Origin of the sequence: Clavibacter sp. VKM Ac-2872 (assembly GCF_015351105.1) — a bacterium.
Taxonomy (GTDB): domain Bacteria; phylum Actinomycetota; class Actinomycetes; order Actinomycetales; family Microbacteriaceae; genus Clavibacter.
In genome coordinates this window covers 1094445-1110461 of the sequence record NZ_JADKRR010000001.1, presented here as the reverse complement: position 1 = coordinate 1110461, position 16017 = coordinate 1094445, and the positions used below count along the sequence as shown (strand labels likewise).

General features: G+C 73.0%; 17 protein-coding genes and 1 tRNA gene. 6 read left to right on the top strand and 12 right to left on the bottom strand.

Going from position 1 to position 16017, the window contains the following annotated elements:
- Positions 1-13 precede the first annotated feature (13 nt).
- On the bottom strand, positions 14-1396 hold the full coding sequence (locus tag ITJ40_RS05275) for a glucose-6-phosphate dehydrogenase (RefSeq protein ID WP_194666068.1): 1383 nt from the start codon (positions 1394-1396) through the stop codon (positions 14-16).
- A gap of 56 nt (positions 1397-1452) precedes the next feature.
- On the opposite strand from ITJ40_RS05275, the gene ITJ40_RS05270 reads away from it, so the two are divergent.
- Entirely contained in the window at positions 1453-3321 is a 1869-nt protein-coding gene (locus tag ITJ40_RS05270; RefSeq protein WP_194666067.1) for a glycoside hydrolase family 15 protein, read from the top strand.
- A gap of 22 nt (positions 3322-3343) precedes the next feature.
- On the opposite strand, the gene ITJ40_RS05265 is transcribed toward ITJ40_RS05270, so the two are convergent.
- Together ITJ40_RS05265 and ITJ40_RS05260 are read right to left on the bottom strand one after the other, a co-directional pair.
- Complete coding sequence (locus ITJ40_RS05265; RefSeq protein WP_194666066.1) at positions 3344-4162, bottom strand: alpha/beta hydrolase; 819 nt, start codon at positions 4160-4162, stop codon at positions 3344-3346.
- Positions 4163-4227: 65 nt separating this feature from the next.
- Positions 4228-4401: a hypothetical protein gene (locus tag ITJ40_RS05260; protein ID WP_194666065.1), complete on the bottom strand. Its 174-nt coding sequence runs from the start codon at positions 4399-4401 to the stop codon at positions 4228-4230.
- Between the two features lie 184 nt (positions 4402-4585).
- Here ITJ40_RS05260 and ITJ40_RS05255 point away from each other — a divergent pair, with 184 nt between their 5' ends.
- Both ITJ40_RS05255 and ITJ40_RS05250 read left to right on the top strand, forming a co-directional pair.
- Complete coding sequence (locus ITJ40_RS05255; protein ID WP_194666064.1) at positions 4586-5008, top strand: MarR family winged helix-turn-helix transcriptional regulator; 423 nt, start codon at positions 4586-4588, stop codon at positions 5006-5008.
- On the top strand, positions 5005-6333 hold the full coding sequence (locus ITJ40_RS05250; protein WP_194666063.1) for an MFS transporter: 1329 nt from the start codon (positions 5005-5007) through the stop codon (positions 6331-6333). The genes ITJ40_RS05255 and ITJ40_RS05250 overlap by 4 nt, the downstream gene beginning before the upstream one ends.
- 27 nt (positions 6334-6360) lie before the next feature.
- Here the strand turns inward: ITJ40_RS05250 and ITJ40_RS05245 are convergent, their stop codons facing one another.
- Complete coding sequence (locus ITJ40_RS05245; RefSeq protein ID WP_194666062.1) at positions 6361-6927, bottom strand: hypothetical protein; 567 nt, start codon at positions 6925-6927, stop codon at positions 6361-6363.
- Between the two features lie 96 nt (positions 6928-7023).
- Between ITJ40_RS05245 and ITJ40_RS05240 the strand changes: the two genes are divergently transcribed.
- Positions 7024-8556 (top strand): amino acid permease, encoded by a 1533-nt coding sequence (locus tag ITJ40_RS05240; protein WP_194666061.1) that lies wholly within the window; start codon positions 7024-7026, stop codon positions 8554-8556.
- 10 nt (positions 8557-8566) lie between these two features.
- Here the strand turns inward: ITJ40_RS05240 and ITJ40_RS05235 are convergent, their stop codons facing one another.
- From ITJ40_RS05235 to ITJ40_RS05215, 5 genes are all read right to left on the bottom strand, one after another.
- Positions 8567-9058, bottom strand: coding sequence for a hypothetical protein (locus tag ITJ40_RS05235; protein ID WP_228511814.1), 492 nt, complete (start codon positions 9056-9058; stop codon positions 8567-8569).
- Complete coding sequence (locus tag ITJ40_RS05230; RefSeq protein ID WP_194666060.1) at positions 9055-9879, bottom strand: HNH endonuclease family protein; 825 nt, start codon at positions 9877-9879, stop codon at positions 9055-9057. Before ITJ40_RS05230 ends, ITJ40_RS05235 begins: the two co-directional genes overlap by 4 nt.
- A gap of 142 nt (positions 9880-10021) precedes the next feature.
- Complete coding sequence (locus tag ITJ40_RS05225) at positions 10022-10252, bottom strand: hypothetical protein (RefSeq protein WP_194666059.1); 231 nt, start codon at positions 10250-10252, stop codon at positions 10022-10024.
- Between the two features lie 122 nt (positions 10253-10374).
- Positions 10375-10869 (bottom strand): CarD family transcriptional regulator, encoded by a 495-nt coding sequence (locus tag ITJ40_RS05220; protein ID WP_012298114.1) that lies wholly within the window; start codon positions 10867-10869, stop codon positions 10375-10377.
- Between the two features lie 272 nt (positions 10870-11141).
- Positions 11142-11217 (bottom strand) — tRNA-Lys (locus tag ITJ40_RS05215).
- Positions 11218-11371: 154 nt separating this feature from the next.
- Here ITJ40_RS05215 and bcp point away from each other — a divergent pair.
- A complete protein-coding gene (gene bcp, locus ITJ40_RS05210) occupies positions 11372-11851 on the top strand; it encodes a thioredoxin-dependent thiol peroxidase (RefSeq protein ID WP_043587778.1) in 480 nt (159 codons plus the stop codon).
- A 30-nt stretch (positions 11852-11881) separates the two neighbouring features.
- On the opposite strand, the gene ITJ40_RS05205 is transcribed toward bcp, so the two are convergent.
- Positions 11882-12313, bottom strand: a complete 432-nt coding sequence (locus ITJ40_RS05205; protein ID WP_194666058.1) for a hypothetical protein — start codon at positions 12311-12313, stop codon at positions 11882-11884.
- 245 nt (positions 12314-12558) lie between these two features.
- Here ITJ40_RS05205 and ITJ40_RS05200 point away from each other — a divergent pair, with 245 nt between their 5' ends.
- A complete protein-coding gene (locus ITJ40_RS05200) occupies positions 12559-12807 on the top strand; it encodes a WhiB family transcriptional regulator (protein WP_012037746.1) in 249 nt (82 codons plus the stop codon).
- Between the two features lie 96 nt (positions 12808-12903).
- Here the strand turns inward: ITJ40_RS05200 and ITJ40_RS05195 are convergent, their stop codons facing one another.
- The gene (locus tag ITJ40_RS05195; RefSeq protein ID WP_194666057.1) at positions 12904-14406 is read right to left on the bottom strand and encodes a PAS domain-containing sensor histidine kinase; all 1503 of its coding nucleotides are present in this window, start codon (positions 14404-14406) and stop codon (positions 12904-12906) included.
- A gap of 9 nt (positions 14407-14415) precedes the next feature.
- A complete protein-coding gene (locus ITJ40_RS05190; protein ID WP_194666056.1) occupies positions 14416-16017 on the bottom strand; it encodes a septum formation inhibitor-activating ATPase in 1602 nt (533 codons plus the stop codon).

The following is a 16017-nucleotide window of genomic DNA, read 5'->3' as shown; positions in this document are numbered from 1 at the left end:
GACGCGCGCGGGCTCAGCCCTTCGGCGCCACCTGCGGTCCGTCCCACGGACCCGCGGATCCGGCCGGGTACTCCTCGAGCGGCACGTCGCCCGCGCGCCACGCGGCGATCACGGGCGCGACGATGCGCCAGCACTCCTCGGCCGTGTCGCCGCGCACCGACAGGCTCTCGTCGTCCGCGAGGATGCCGTCGATTACCTGGCCGTAGGGCGGCAGGTCGCCGGCGTCGAAGGCCGTGACGAGGTCGGCGCGGTCGATGACCTCGGGATCGGCCGGGCCGTTCACGTTGAGCTCGAGGTGCAGCTCGTCAGGGGCGATGAGGATGCGGATCCGGTCGGGCTCCTCGGCGCCCGTGAGGCCGGCGGGCACGTGCGGCGCGGGCTGGAAGTTCACGACGATCTCGCGCCGGTGGTCCGCCATCGCCTTGCCGGAGCGCAGCCGGAACGGCACGCCCGCCCAGCGCCAGTTGGCGATCTCGACCGTCATCTCCGCGAGCGTCTCGGTGCCGCGGGACGGATCCACGCCCGCCTCGTCGGCGTAGGCCGGCAGCTGGCGCCCCTCGACGTCGCCCGCCGAGTAGCGGGCGCGGCGCGAGGAGGCCACCGGGTCGCCGCCCCAGGGCCGGGTCGCGCGGAGCACGAGCGCCTTCTGGTCCCGGATGTCGCGCGCGTCCGTCGTGGCCGGCGGCTCCATCGCGAACACGGCCATGACCTGGAGCAGGTGGCTCTGGATCATGTCGGTGAGCGCCCCCGCGGTGTCGTAGTAGCGGGCGCGGCCCTCGAGCGCGAGCTGCTCGTCGTAGACGATCTCGACGCTCGCGATGTGCCGCGCGTTCCAGACGGGCTCGAGGATCCGGTTGGCGAAGCGGAGCCCCAGGAGGTTCCGCACGGTGGAGCGGCCGAGGAAGTGGTCCACCCGGTGGGTGCGCTCCTCGGGCACGAGCGTCGCGAGGAGGCGGTTGAGCGCCTCGGCGCTCGCGAGGTCGGTGCCGAACGGCTTCTCGAGCGAGAGCGACGTGCCCTCGGGCAGCGTCATCCCGGTCATCGCCCGGCAGGCCCTCTCGGTGACGGCCGGCGGCAGCGCGAAGTAGACGGCCGGGGCCGCGTCGCACGCCGCGAACAGGCGCTCGAGGTCGGCCTGCGCGGTGACGTCGGCCGCCCGGTACGTCGTGCCGGCGAGCACGCGGTCGACCGCGGGGCCCTCCGCACCGAGAGAGGCGAACGACGTGCGGACGACCTCGCGCCAGCGGTCGTCGTCCCACTCCTCCGTGCCCGCGCCGACGAGCTGCAGGTCGAGGTCGGGGCGGTGGGCGAGGAGCTCGCCGAGGCCGGGGAGGAGGAGGCGCGCGGAGAGGTCGCCGCTGGCGCCGAGGATGAGGAGCGTGGAGGTCGCGGGCATGCGGTCAGGGTACGCGGCGCGGGCGGGAACGCAGGTGACCCGTGGGAGCATGGCGCATGGCCATGCGCATCGAGGACTACGCACTCATCGGGGACTGCCACACGGGAGCGCTGGTCGGACGCGACGGCTCCATCGACTGGCTGTGCCTGCCGCGGTTCGACTCCGCGTCGATGTTCGGGGCGCTCCTCGGCACGGACGAGCACGGATCCTGGCGCCTCGCCCCCGCCCATCCCGACGCCGCGGTCTCGATGCGCACCTACCTCGGCAACACCTTCGTGCTCTGGACCAGGTGGGAGACGCCCGACGGCGCCGTCGAGGTCACCGACTTCATGTCCATGGGCAACCGCCGGGCCGACGTCGTGCGGCGCGTCCGCGGCATCAGCGGCACCGTGCGGATGCAGGGCGACCTCCGCCTGCGCTTCGGCTACGCGACCGCGCTGCCGTGGATCCGCAAGCTCGACGACGGCGATCCGCGCCTCGTCGCGGTGGCCGGCCCCGACGCGGTCGTCGTCCGCGGCCCCGAGCTCACCGCCACGAACCACCACCACGGCGTGGCCTTCGACGTGCAGGCCGGCGAGACCGTGGACCTCACGCTCACCTGGTACCCCTCGCACCGCAGCGAGCCGCCCGCGTTCGACGTGGACGCCGCGCTCGAGCACACGACCGAGTGGTGGGAGTCGTGGGCCAGCTCCATCGAGCACTCCGGACCGCACCAGGCCGCGGTCCGCCGCTCGCTCCTCGTGCTGCGCGCGCTCACCCACGAGGACACCGGCGGCATCGTCGCGGCCGCGACCACGAGCCTCCCGGAGCAGTTCGGCGGCCCGCGGAACTGGGACTACCGCTACGTCTGGCTGCGCGACGCGTCGCTCACCCTCGAGGTGCTGCTCGCGCACGGCTTCGACGACGAGGCCGACGAGTGGCGCACCTGGCTCCTGCGGGCCATCGCCGGGGATCCGGGCGACGTGCAGATCATGTACGGCCTCAGCGGCGAGAGGTACCTCCCCGAGCGCGACCTCGAGAGCCTGCCCGGCTACCAGGGGTCCGGCCCGGTGCGCGTCGGCAACGGCGCGTTCGAGCAGTACCAGGCCGACGTCATCGGCGAGGTGATGCTCGCCCTCCAGGCCGCGCGCGACGCCGGCGTCGGCGAGACCGAGTTCTCGTGGCCGCTGCAGCGCGCGCTCATCGGCTTCGTGGAGGAGAACTGGGAGCGGCAGGACAGCGGCATCTGGGAGATCCGCGGCGCCGAGCAGCACTTCACGCACTCGCGGGCCATGATCTGGGCGGCCCTCGACTGCGCGGTGCAGGGCGTCGAGCGGCACGGGCTCGACGGGCCGGTGGAGCAGTGGATCGAGCTGCGCGACCGGGTGCGCGACGAGATCCTCGACCGGGGCGTGGATCCCGCGACCGGCGCCTTCCGCCAGCACTACGGCACCACCGAGGTCGACGCCTCGCTGCTGATCCTCGCCCAGGCCGGCTTCTGCGCCTACGACGACCCGCGCATGCTGGCGACCGTCGAGGCGATGGAGAAGACGCTCATGCACGAGGGGTTCCTGCTCCGCTACGACACGAGCGCCGGGGTCGACGGCCTGCCCGCGGGCGAGTACCCGTTCCTCGCCTGCTCGTTCTGGCTCGTCGAGCAGTACGCCCGATCCGGCCGCGAGGCCGACGGCCGTGCGCTGATGGACCGGCTCGTCGCCCTCTGCAACGACGTCGGGCTCCTCTCGGAGGAGTACGACCCCGTCGGGCGCCGCCAGGCGGGCAACGTGCCGCAGGCCCTGTCGCACCTCGCGCTCGTCCGCGCGGCGGATGCCCTGGAGGCCGCCGCGGCCGCGCATCCCGATGACCTCGACCGCGCGCACCGCGACGGCAGCCCCGCCCTGGCCCACGCCGAGGCGGCGCGCGGCGGGTCGTCGACGGCCGCCTGATCCGGCGCGCGCCGGCCGTACGTCAGAGCGCGCCGAGGAACCGCGCGACGGCCGCCAGCGCGTCGGGGTGCCGCGGGGTGTCGGCGTGCGTGGCGCCCGCGAGCTCCACGAGCGGCGCGTCCGGGCGCAGCGCCTTCACATGGCGGGCGGCGCGGAGGCGCTCGGGATCCCGCGTGCCGGCGACGAGAAGCAGCGGCACCGCGGATCCCGCGACCACCTGATCGGGGACGCCGGCGTCCCGCTCGGACTCGCGCATGTAGGCGGCGAGCGCCCGGGCGTCGTCCGCGAGGAAGGCCCCGCGGGTCGCGGCGTCCACGGGGTCCCCGGTGTGCCGCTCCCACGCCTCGAGGAAGCCGGGCATGCCGCCCGTCTCCAGCGCCGCGATGCAGCCGGGGAAGAACACGCGGTCGAAGACGCCGACGCCGCTGCGGGGCGATCCGCCGAGGCTCGACGTGGAGACGAGGCGGTCCGGGTGCGCGGCCGCGAGGGAGAAGCCGACCCGGGCGCCCAGGCTGTAGCCCACGTGGTGCACGACGGGCGCGCCGACCGCGTCGAGCACGGCCACGACGTCGGCGACCATCAGGTCCATCGCGTAGGCGGCGGGCTCGTGCGGGACGCCGCTGCGCCCATGGCCGCGGAGGTCCAGCGTGATCACCTGCCGCGTCGGCGAGAGCGCGCGCACCCAGCCGAACCCGCGCCAGATCGCCTGCGAGAGGGCCGTGCCGTGCACCAGGACGACGGGCGCGCGGACCGGGTCGCGGGGATCCCCGTCGGCCGGCCCGGCGCCGAAGGTCCGGTAGGCGATGCGCGTGCCGTCGAGGGGGTTGGTCGCGGTGTCCACGGGGATCCAGGCTACGCGGGTCCCCGGGCGGGGCCCGGCGATCCGGGAGGGGCGGGTCGAGCGGGCTAGGCGCCGTCGCCGTCCTCGTCGGTGTGGTGCGGCGTGTCCTCCTCGGGCTCGAAGTGGTCGTTCCCGCCGTCGTGGCCGGCGGCGACGCCCGTCGCGCCCGCCGGGATCGTGCCCTCGCCGCCGAGCTTCTCGTCGTCGTGCGCGTCGGCCGTGCCGTCGTGATGGGTCATGTCCGTGCCTCCTCCGGTCGCGCGGCCCGTGCCCGCGTCGTCGCGGGTGCATCGCGGCCGGCGATGTCCTCCCATCCTGCCCGGCTGGGCGGCCGACGCCCGGCGCATGTCCGGCCGATGCGCTCACAGCATCCCGTCACGCCCGACGCGATCGTTAGCAGGACTAATGAGCTAGCCTAAAGACATGCCCGACTCCCCCGACCTCAGCCAGACCCTGCGCGCCGGCGTGATGCGCCTCGCGCGCCGCCTGCGTGCCGAGAAGGCCGACCACGAGCTCAGCGACAGCCAGTTCGTCGTGCTCGCCCTGCTCCTCCGCGACGGGCCCACGAGCCCCGGCCGGCTCGCCGAGATCGAGCGCGTGACCGCCCCGAGCATGAACCGCACGGTCAACTGCCTGGTGGAGGCCGGGTACGCCGAGCGCTCCCCCGCTCCCGACGACGGCCGCCGCGTCACGGTCTCCATCACGGACGCCGGCCGGGGGGTCGTGCAGGAGACCCGCCGTCAGCGCAACGCCTGGCTCTCCCTCCGCCTCGCCGAGCTCACGGCCGCCGAGCGCGCCACCCTCGGCGAGGCAGCGGCCCTCCTCGGCCGCATGGCCGCCGCGTGAGCGCCGTCTTCCGGAGCCTGCGCGCCCCGAACTACCGCATCTGGTTCGCCGGTGCCCTTGTCTCCAACGTCGGCACGTGGATGCAGCGCACCGCCCAGGACTGGATCGTGCTCACCGAGCTCACCCGCTACGACGCGACCGCGGTCGGCATCGTCATGGCGCTGCAGTTCGGCCCCATGCTCCTGCTCTCCCCCTACGCCGGCCTCATCGCCGACCGGTACGACAAGCGCCGCGTGCTGATCATCACCCAGGGCACGATGGCCGTCCTCGGCCTCGGGCTCGGCCTCGTGGTGCTCTCCGGCCGCGCCGAGCTCTGGCACGTCTACCTCTTCGCGCTCCTGCTGGGCATCGCCTCCGCGCTCGACGCACCCGCCCGTCAGTCCTTCGTCTCCGAGCTCGTCTCCGACGACGACCTCTCGAACGCCGTCGCGCTCAACTCGGCGTCCTTCAGCGCCGCGCGCATGATCGGGCCGGCCGTCGCCGGCGTGCTCATCGCGGGCGTCGGCACCGGATGGGTGTTCCTCATCAACGCCGTGAGCTTCATCGCCGTGCTCATCGCCCTCACGCGCCTCCGGGTCGGCGAGCTGCGGCGACCGGAGCGCGTCGCCCGGTCGCGCGGTCAGCTGCGCGAGGGCTTCCGCTACATCGGCGGGCGTCCCGACATCATGGTGATCCTCGTGATCGTCTTCCTCGTCGGCGCCTTCGGCTACAACTTCCCGATCTTCACCTCCACCATGGCGAGCGTCGAGTTCGGCAAGGGCGCGACCGAGTTCGGCCTGCTGTCCTCGAGCCTCGCGGTGGGATCCGTCGCGGGCGCCCTGCTGTCGGCCCGCCGTGAGCGTCCGCGCATCCGCCTGGTGTTCGTGGGCGCCGCGCTCTTCGGCATCGCGACCGGACTGGCCGCGATCGCGCCCACCTACCTGCTCTTCGCGCTGGCGCTGGTGCTGGTGGGCGTCGTCTCGCAGACCCTCATGACGAGCGCCAACAGCACCGTGCAGCTCACGGTCGAGCCGCGCATGCGCGGCCGGGTGATGGCCGTCTACATGGCGATCTTCGTCGGCGGCACCCCGCTCGGCGCGCCGATCGTCGGCTGGGTCGCGAACACCTGGGGCCCGCGCGCCGCCCTCATGGTGGGCGCAGCCAGCGGCATCGTCGCCGCCCTCATCGCGATCGCGTGGCTCGTGCTGCACCGGCACCTGCGCGTCTCGTACCGGATCCACCGCACGCCGCATCTGCTCGTCACCCACGACGGCGACGGCCGCGACCGCCGCGAGGACGCCCGCGAGGACATCGAGGCGGACGAGGCGGTCGCACGCCGAACCTGACGCGTCGCGCCTGCGCCGCGACCGTGCTCAGGGCGCGGGTGCCTGCGTCGCGGTCTGCGGCACGTAGCCGACGTCGTCGAGGCAGTAGTCGAGGAACGCGTTCGTCGCGCGCAGGTACTGCCCGGTGTCGAGCGACGCCCCGTCCGTGTCGGCGCCCGAGCGCAGCGCCTCCAGCTCGTCGACGATCGTCGAGAACGAGGCCACGAGCGGTTTCATGTTCTCCGGCGCCATGCCGGCGAGCGCGGCGTCGCCCTGCTTCACGCGGTCGAGGAGGGTCGGATCCACCTGCTTCCCGTCCCCGAGCGCCTGCACGAGCTTGGTGGAGTCGGGCAGCACCTGCGCGAGCGTCGAGCACGTCGCGAGCTCGTCCTGGGTCGGCGGGCCGGGCGCGCGCGTCACGGTCGGCTCGGGGCCCGGGGTGCCGCCGGGGGCGGCTCCCAGGTCGGGGGTCCCGCTCGCGGCGGGCGCCGTGGAGGCGGGGGCGGGCGCATCCGACCCCGCCGTGCACCCCGCGAGCACGAGCGCTCCCGCCGTGGCCACGAGGACCGGCGCCCACGATCGATTCCGGCGAACTGGACGGTGCGTGCGGGCCATGCGGGTCTCCTCGGCGCGTATCACAGGTGATCTTCCCCGCGGAAGTCGATCGACGCGGGTGTCCGGGCGCATGCCCCGTACCACTACCGTATTCGGATGACACGAAGCGAGAGCGACCGCAGTACCGTCACGCCCGATCCGGACTTCGTGGCGCAGGACTTCAGCCACGAGCAGGAGGGCTACCAGCACGGGTTGAAACCCCGGCAACTCCAGATGATCGCCATCGGCGGCGCGATCGGCACCGGCCTCTTCCTCGGAGCGGGCGGCCGGTTGGCCTCCGCGGGCCCCGCCCTCGCGATCGTCTTCCTGATCTGCGGCGTCTTCGCCTTCTTCATCCTCCGCGCGCTCGGCGAGCTCGTGCTGCACCGGCCGAGCTCCGGGTCGTTCATCTCCTACGCCCGCGAGTTCTACGGCGAGAAGTTCGCGTACGCCGCCGGCTGGATGTACTTCCTCAACTGGGCGACCACCGCCATCGTCGACGTCACGGCCGTCGCCCTCTACATGCACTACTGGTCCGCGTTCACGGCCGCGCCGCAGTGGCTGCTCGCCCTCATCGCCCTCGCGATCGTCCTCGCGCTCAACCTCGTCGCCGTCAAGGTCTTCGGCGAGATGGAGTTCTGGTTCGCGCTCGTCAAGGTGGCGGCTCTCGTGATCTTCCTCATCGTCGGCATCGTGTGGCTCGCCTGGAGCTTCCCCGTCACGGTGGGCGGCGCCGATGTGCAGACCGGCTGGACCGTGCTGCAGCAGAACGGCGGCATCTTCCCGCAGGGCCTCGTCCCGGTCGTGCTCGTCGTGCAGGGCGTCGTGTTCGCCTACGCCGCGATCGAGCTCGTGGGCACCGCGAGCGGCGAGACGCAGGACGTGGAGAAGGTCATCCCCCGCGCCATCAACTCGGTCGTGTTCCGCATCGCGATCTTCTACGTCGGGTCGATCGTGCTGCTCTCGCTCCTGCTCCCCTACACGGCGTACAGCGCCGACCAGAGCCCGTTCGTCACGTTCTTCTCCAGCCTCGGCTCGCCCGAGGTGGGTGCCATCGCGGGATCCGTGATGAACTTCGTCGTCCTCACGGCGGCCATGTCGAGCCTCAACGCGGGTCTCTACAGCACGGGCCGCGTCCTGCACTCCATGGGCATGAACGGCTCGGCGCCGAAGTTCACGACGGTCATGTCGAAGGGCGGCGTGCCGTTCGGCGGGATCCTGCTCACCGGCTCGATCACGCTCCTCGGCGTGGCCCTCAACGCGGTCGTGCCCGACCAGGCCTTCGAGATCGTCCTGAACGTCGCGGCGCTCGGCATCGTGGCCGGATGGGCGACCATCATCCTGTGCCAGATGCGCCTGCGCACCTGGGCGAAGCAGGGGAAGGCCAAGGAGCCCACGTTCCGCCTGCCGGGCGCGCCCGTCACGTCCTGGCTGACGCTCGCGTTCCTCGTCAGCGTGCTCGTGCTGATGGCGATCGACTGGCCCATCGGCACGCTCACGGTCGCGTCGCTCGTGATCATCATCCCGCTGCTGGTCGTGGGCTGGTACCTGCAGCGCGACCGGATCCTCGAGATCGCCCGCGTGCGCGAGGGCGTCACGGGCCCGTTCCCGGTGACCGGGCGCGACGCGGCCGACCAGCGGAAGCGCTGACCGGCGCCCCTCAGCCCGAGCCGGCGCCGCCGTCCCCCACCCCGGGGGCGGCGGCGTCGTCGTCCGCCCGCACGGCGGGCTGCGTCGGATCCGGCCGCAGCCGCCGTGCGAACGCCAGCAGCTCGGCGTCGTGCTGCATGACCCACGCGACCGCGGCGTTGAGGCTCTCGCGCCGCTGGACCCACACCCGCAGCCCGTCGGATCCGAGGCCGCAGGCGTAGACCTCGTAGGAGAACGGGGCCGCGAGGTCGGCCCGGTGCCGCAGCACCCATCCGAGCGCCGGACCGTCGCCCACGCGGACGAGCCACGCGCCGCGCACGGGGTGGGCGTGCGGGTGCTCCGGCACCGGGCTGATCGCGCCGGTCGCGTCGCCGCTCTGCTTGCTCCACATGCGGATCCCCTCGGGTGCGCCCCACACGGGCACCGCGCCCGCGTCGACGCCCGGCCGCGTCGAGCAGAGCGTACGCGCGCGCACCGACGCCGCCCGAGGGGTGCGCCTCACGAGCACGCATCGAGGACACGGTCGACGGCACCACGATCCGCGTCGTCGATCGAGAGGCCGTACCTGCTCACGACGAAGGCGAAGCGGGTCACGTAGAGGCAGCGGTACGCCGCGTCGGGCGGGAGCCACGTGCCCGGCCCCTGATCCGACTTCTCCTGGTTGGTGGGGCCGTCGACCGCCTGCAGCTCGTTGAGGTCGGTGGCCAGGCGCTCGCGTCGCTCGTCAGGCCACGACCACGCCCCGTGCTGCCAGGCCCAGGACAGCGGCACGAGGTGGTCGATCTGCACGGCGGCGCTCGAGCGCGGTCCGCGCACGAAGTCGATCCCGTGCCCCGTGTACGCGTCGTCGAGATGGCCCGCGACCACCGTGCATCCCGGGTCCGAGGGCGAGAAGACGACGCGGACGAGGTCGCGGACGAGCACGTCGTCGCGCTGGTCGCAGCCGTTCCCGTCGGCGTCCGCCCACGCCGGGCCGAAAGCATCACGGTCGTAGCGTGGATCTCGCCCGCGATCGTCCCCGCGGATGGCGTCGGTCAGCCGACGCGCCGCCACCACGTCGATCCGGCCGCCCCGCACGAGTCCCGCCCCCGCGAGCGTGCGCACGACGGCGCCATCCGGGACATCGGCGCTCAGGTGGCCGACGCCCGCGTCCGGCCCGAGGACCGCCTCGCGCGCCCCCACGACCACCGCGACGAGCACGATGGCCACGGCCGTGGCCGCGAGGAGCACGCGCACCGCCCGGCGCCTGTCCCGCAGGAGTCGCGCGACCAGGTGCCGCGCCGTCCGCCGTGGGCCTCCGCTCCGCCGCGCCCGTTCGTCCATGCAGCCCCCGTCCCGAGGGCATGGCTACACCGGCGATCCGACGGGCTCCCGGCCCGTGGATCGACGGGCGGTGAGCGGCGCCGGCGTCGTCCTGGGGAGGAGGCGCCGACCCGGCATCGCGCCGGATCGCGGCGCAGCCGGATCAGATCAGCGCGCGCGCCGCTCCGACCAGCGGGAGCACGGCGCCCAGGGACGACGGGCCGGGCGTGTTCTGCCCGGCGCTCGCGAGGCGCACGAGCGCGAAGGCGATCACGGCGACGATGACGACCGCGGCGATCACGTAGATCCAGATGCGCAACCCGCGGCGCGCGGGCCGGAGGGGGTTCTGCTCGAGGGGGCCGTCGTGGTCGGGTCGTTCGGGGTGATCGCGCATGCTCGCACCCTACGCCGGACGCGCCGCCGATCGACGACCGGACCGGATGCGCCGACGGGCGGTCCCCCGGGTCGAGGGACCGCCCGTCGGCGGTGCCGCGCCTGCGAGGGCGCGGCGGAGGGTCAGGCGGAGATGCTCTGCGCGAGGACGCCGTCGAGCACGACGGAGGCCTCCTCATCGGTGGACTTCTGCGCGAGCGCGAGCTCCGAGACGAGGATCTGGCGGGCCTTGGCCAGCATGCGCTTCTCCCCGGCCGAGACACCCGAGTCCTGGTCACGGCGCCACAGGTCGCGGACGACCTCGCTGACGCGGCGCACGTCGCCGGAGCCCATCTTCTCGGTGTTCGCCTTGAAGCGGCGCGACCAGTTGCCCGCCTCCTCCTCGACGTCGCCGCGGAGCACGTCGAAGACGGCCTCCACGCCGGAGCTGTCGATGACGTCGCGCAGCCCGACGAGCTCGGCGTTGTCGACGGGCACGTCGATGACCAGCTCGCTCTGGTGGATCTGGAGGGTGATGTACTTCTTGTCGACCCCCTTGATGGTGCGGGTCTTGACCGCGGTGATCGTGGCGGCGCCGTGGTGGGGGTACACGACGGTCTCCCCTACTTCGAAAATCATGCAGTGCTGTCCTTCGATACCTCGAGATGTGTGCCGGAGATGTCGCGCACGCGCATGCACAGCCGCGTGGGCGCCGACGTCCCGCTCCGCGTCCAGCCCCGCGGGCGTGGACGTGGCGCGTGGCCGGTGCACCGAGATCACCGGCCGCCGCGGCGCTCGGCTAGGGGCGTCCGCGGTGATGGTCCGACCGGTATTCTCTCACGGTTCTCCCGCGCCCACGGACGCGCGTGATGCACGTGGCGCGGTGTCGAGATGCTCCGACGCGGAGCGTGTGGTGCACCCCCTCGGACTTGAACCGAGAACCCACTGATTAAGAGTCAGTTGCTCTGCCAATTGAGCTAGAGGTGCAGGTGAGGACCCTGTCGTGCGGGGTACCGGACCGAGAGATGACACTAGCACCACGTGCGCGGCGGACGCGAATCGGCCCCGTGGAGCGCCTGATCGGGCCCCGAGCGCACGGCCATAGCATGGACGTCGACACCCGCGAACGAGAGGCTCCCCCATGACCGAGACCGCCCGCCTCGAGAAGGGGCAGCCCGCCCCCGACTTCACCCTCCCCGATCAGGACGGCACGCCCGTCACCCTCTCGGACCTCCGCGGCCAGGACGTCATCGTGTACTTCTATCCCGCGGCGGGGACGCCCGGGTGCACCACGCAGGCGTGCGACTTCCGCGACAGCATGGACTCCCTGCAGGGCGCCGGCTACCGCGTGCTCGGCATCTCGAAGGACCCCCAGGAGGACCTCGCCCGGTTCCGCGAGGAGCAGGGGCTCGGCTTCACGCTCCTGTCGGACCCCGACCTCGAGGTCCACCGCGCCTACGCCGCGTACGGGGAGAAGTCGCTCTACGGCAAGAAGGTCACGGGCGTGATCCGCTCCACGGTCGTCGTGGACGGCGAGGGACGCGTCGCCCTCCCGCTCTACAACGTCAAGGCGACCGGGCACGTCGCGTCGCTGCGGAAGAAGCTCGGCGTCGACGCCTGACGCGCGGGTGTCGAGGCGGTGCGGGTCGACTCAGTCGCGACGGCGCGTGGCGAGGAGCACCGACCTCGTGAACAGCAGCACGAGCACGAGCACGGACGGCACGATGAGGCCCCACCCGAGGTCCTGACGCGCATCGGCGCCCTGCAGGCTGCCCACGCCGACGGCGATCTGCAGCACCTGCCAGGTGACGGCCGCCGGCCGCACCCAGCTCCGACCCCGGAGGATCCCGCGCACGACGGCCGCGAGGAACACGGCGGCGAGCGCGGCGAGGGCGATGAGCGCGACGGCGCTGGCCACGGACGACGGCGTCGAGGTGATCAGATCGACGACGAGGAGGACCGTGACGCCGGCCATGCCCAGCGCCTCGAGCGCGACGATCGCCATGAGGAGGACCACGGCACGAGATCGACGGGGCGCACCCGCGTCCTCGCGCGGATCCAGGGCATCACCGGTTCCGGTCACAGCACGTTCCCATACAAAGCTATTGATTGATCGTTGGCTCTATGCGACGATATTCGAGGTCGAGTTCGTTCACAGGGTGGTGAGCAGATCCGGAACCGAGCTTACAAGGGACGCATCCCCGAAGCTGAGCATCTCACGAGGAGGGCCCACATGCCCCGTCCCGATGCGGTTCCCGGACGCCTCGCCCCACCCCCATCCCGCGGCAGATCTGCCGTGCAACGAGTACCGACCCGAGGAGCATCCCTATGGACTGGCGTGACAAGGCAGCCTGCCTGACTGTGGACCCCGAGCTGTTCTTCCCCGTGGGGAACACCGGACCCGCCGTCGACCAGATCGACAAGGCCAAGGCCGTGTGCGGCCGCTGCTCCGTCACCGAGATGTGCCTGCAGTACGCCCTGGAGACCGGCCAGGACTCGGGAGTCTGGGGCGGGCTCAGCGAGGACGAGCGCCGCGCCCTCAAGCGCCGCGCCGCACGCGCCCGCCGCGCCAGCTGACGCGCCCACGACGCACCACCGACGAGAGAGCCGGGCCGCCCACGGGCAGCCCGGCTCTCTCGTCGTCCGGGCGCACCCGTCGATCGGTGCTCCGACTCAGGTCGTGACGGGGGCCAGCCAGCGCAGCGGCACCTCGATGGTCACCTCGGTGCCACTGCCCATCAGCGTGTGCCAGTCGATCGTGCCGCCGAGCTCCCCCTGGATGAGCGTCCGCACGATCTGGGTACCGAGCCCCGTCCCGACCTTGCCCTCGGGCAGGCCCACGCCGTCGTCGCGCACGCTCACGGTGAGGGTCTCCTCCGTGCGCGCGGCCTCGATGGCCACCTCGCCCGAGCGCCCGGCAAGGCCGTGCTCGACCGCGTTCGTCACGAGCTCGGTGAGCGCGAGGGCGAGCGGCGTCGCATAGGCGCTCGGGAGGATCCCGAAGCTGCCCAGGATCTTCGGATGCACGCGCGTGTTGTGCGCCGAGGCCACCTCCGCGATGAGCAGCAGGACGCGGTCGAACACCGCGTCGAAGTCGACGTTCTGGTTCAGCCCCTCGCTGAGCGTGTCGTGCACCACGGCGATGGCGCCCACCCGGCGCTGCGCGTGGCCCAGCGCCTCCCGAGCCTCCTCCGTGTGCGACCGGCGGGCCTGGATCCGCAGCAGGCTCGCGACCGTCTGCAGGTTGTTCTTGACCCGGTGGTGGATCTCACGGATGGTCGCGTCCTTGGTGATCAGCTCGCGCTCCTGGTGGCGCAGCTCCGTCACGTCGCGGCAGAGGACGACGGCACCGACCCGCTCGCCGTGGCTGCGGATCGGGATCGCGCGGAGCGAGACGGTGACGCCGCGCGACTCGATGTCCGTGCGCCACGGCGCCCGACCGGCGACGATGAGCGGCAGCGACTCGTCGACCGTCAGCCTCTTGCCGGTGAGGAGGCTCGATGTGGCGTCCGCGAGGGACTCCCCCTCGAGCTCCTCGGAGAAGCCCATGCGGTTGAACGCGCTGAGGGCGTTGGGGCTCGCGAAGGTCGTGATGCCGTCCACGTCGAGACGCAGGAGGCCGTCGGACGCGCGAGGCGCACCCCGGCGGGGGCCGGTAGGCGATCCGAGGTCAGGGAAGTCGCCGTCGGCGATCATCGCGAAGAGATCGTTGGCGCACTCGTTGAACGTCAGCTCCTGGCGGCTCGGGGTCCGGGTCTCGCTGAGGTTGGTGTGGCGCGTGATCACGGCGATGGGTGTGTCCGTGACCTCGGGGCTGCCCTGTGCCAGACGACGCAGCACCGGCACAGCCCGCACCCGCGTCGGCGTCTCCTCGTACCAGTCCGGCGCGGACGAGTCGATGATGCGGGCGGTCTCGTGCGCGTCGGTGACCTGCTTGCGCCACTCCGCCTTGATGGGCTGACCGACGAAGTCGCGGTAGAACAGCGTCGCCGAGCTCGACGGCCGGGCGTGCGCGACCGCGACGAAGCTGCCGCTCACGGTGGGGACCCACAGCACGATGTCCGCGAACGCGAGATCGGCGAGGAGCTGCCAGTCGCCGACGAGGAGGTGCAGCCACTCGACGTCCGCGTCGGAGGACAGACCCTGGGCATGCACGAGATCGCTGAGCGTGGACACGGCTACAGCCTATGCGGGCCGCGCACGCTCCTCCCCCGCCGGGTCGGCGCCTCGACGCCGCGAGGCGGTCGCCCGACGCATGCGCCGGGACGCGTCCTCGGGAGGCAGGAGCGTGGCGCGGGTGAACCGCGACCACTCGACGAGCGCGGGCGATCGCGGGGCGATGTCGCGGAGCGTCGCCCCCGCCAGCACCGCGGCGTCGAGGGACTCCCGATCCTCGGGGACGTACGCCGCGGCCTCCACGCTCCCGAAGCGGAAGAGGGTGCGTCGCACCTGGCTGGCGGCATCCCATCCCCCGGCACTGGGGCGGACCCGGTTGACGAGCACGGAGACCCTCGACGGGTCCACGATCTCGAGGAGCTGCACGTACGCACGGAAGAAGCGCGACAGACCGACCGTGTCCGCCGAGACGACGGCGACGACATGGTCAGCGCCGCGGAGCACAGCATGCGTGGCCGCGTTGCGGCGAGGCGCGAACATGTCGCTCGAGATCTCCTCGTCGTCCTCCAGGTTGAACGACGCGTCGACCACGGTGCAGTCGCGCCAGCCACGGCATGCCTGAAGCACTGCGGAGACCCGCCCCTCGGCGAGCTCGGGCCACCTGTCCGGGCGCGAGATGCCCGTCAGGACCGAGAACCCCGGGGCCCGCGTCGAGGGGTGGTGCTGCGCGATCCGCTCCAGCTCCTCCACCGTGAGGCTGTCGGCGGCGGCGAGGCGGCAGGCGGCGGCGAAGCCCGGCGCCTCGTCCAGCAGGCCGAGGGTGGCAGCCACCGTGCCGCCGTGGACGTCGGCATCGATGAGCACAGCCGATCGGCCCGCCGCAGCGAGCTCGCCGGCGATGGCCAGGGCCGTCGTCGTCCGCCCTGGCGCTCCCTGCGGGCCCCACACGGCGATCACGCGGCCGACCCTCTCTCCCCGGCCGACGTCGCCGTGGTCCCGCCCCTCCTCGCGGAGCACCGGAGCCGGCACACGCGGGCGACGGACGAGCCCGAGACGATCTCGCAGCGGCCGAGCTCGGCGGTCCCCCGCCGACCGCGCGCGCGGGCTGCCCTCGGATCGGGAGGAGCCGCCCGGTCCGTCCCGGTCGTCGAGCGGGTCCGTGGGGCCGTCGGAGCCGCGGGAGGTCCGCCGGGTACCGGCATCCGCGATCCGGGCGCGATCGGGTGCGTCGCCCGAGCCGATGCGCTCGGGCGCATCGATCTCCAGGTGCGCGGCCACGGCGTCCGCACGACGGACGCCCGCCGCCATCCCGCCTGCCGCCCCGAGCGGACGTACCGAGAGCAGCAGCGCCTCGATCTCGCGCCACGTGGCGCCCTCGTCGACGACCTCGTGGTGTCCCAGGGACTGCGCGTTGCGACGATCGGCCTCGCTCGACGCGACCGCGACCGCTCGCGCCCCTCGTTCGTCGAGTGCGGCGAGCACGTCCCGGTCGAGCGTCGCGGGGGATGCCGCGATGACCAGGTGCAGGGGGTCGATCGTCGTCGCCCGGACCGCGGAGATCACCTCCGCCCCGCCCGTGACGCGAGCGATGACGGTGTGACCGGCCTCGACGATGTCGCGGAGCAGCGCGTCCTCCACGCGAGGCGGGAGCGCGAGGATGAGCGAGGCCAC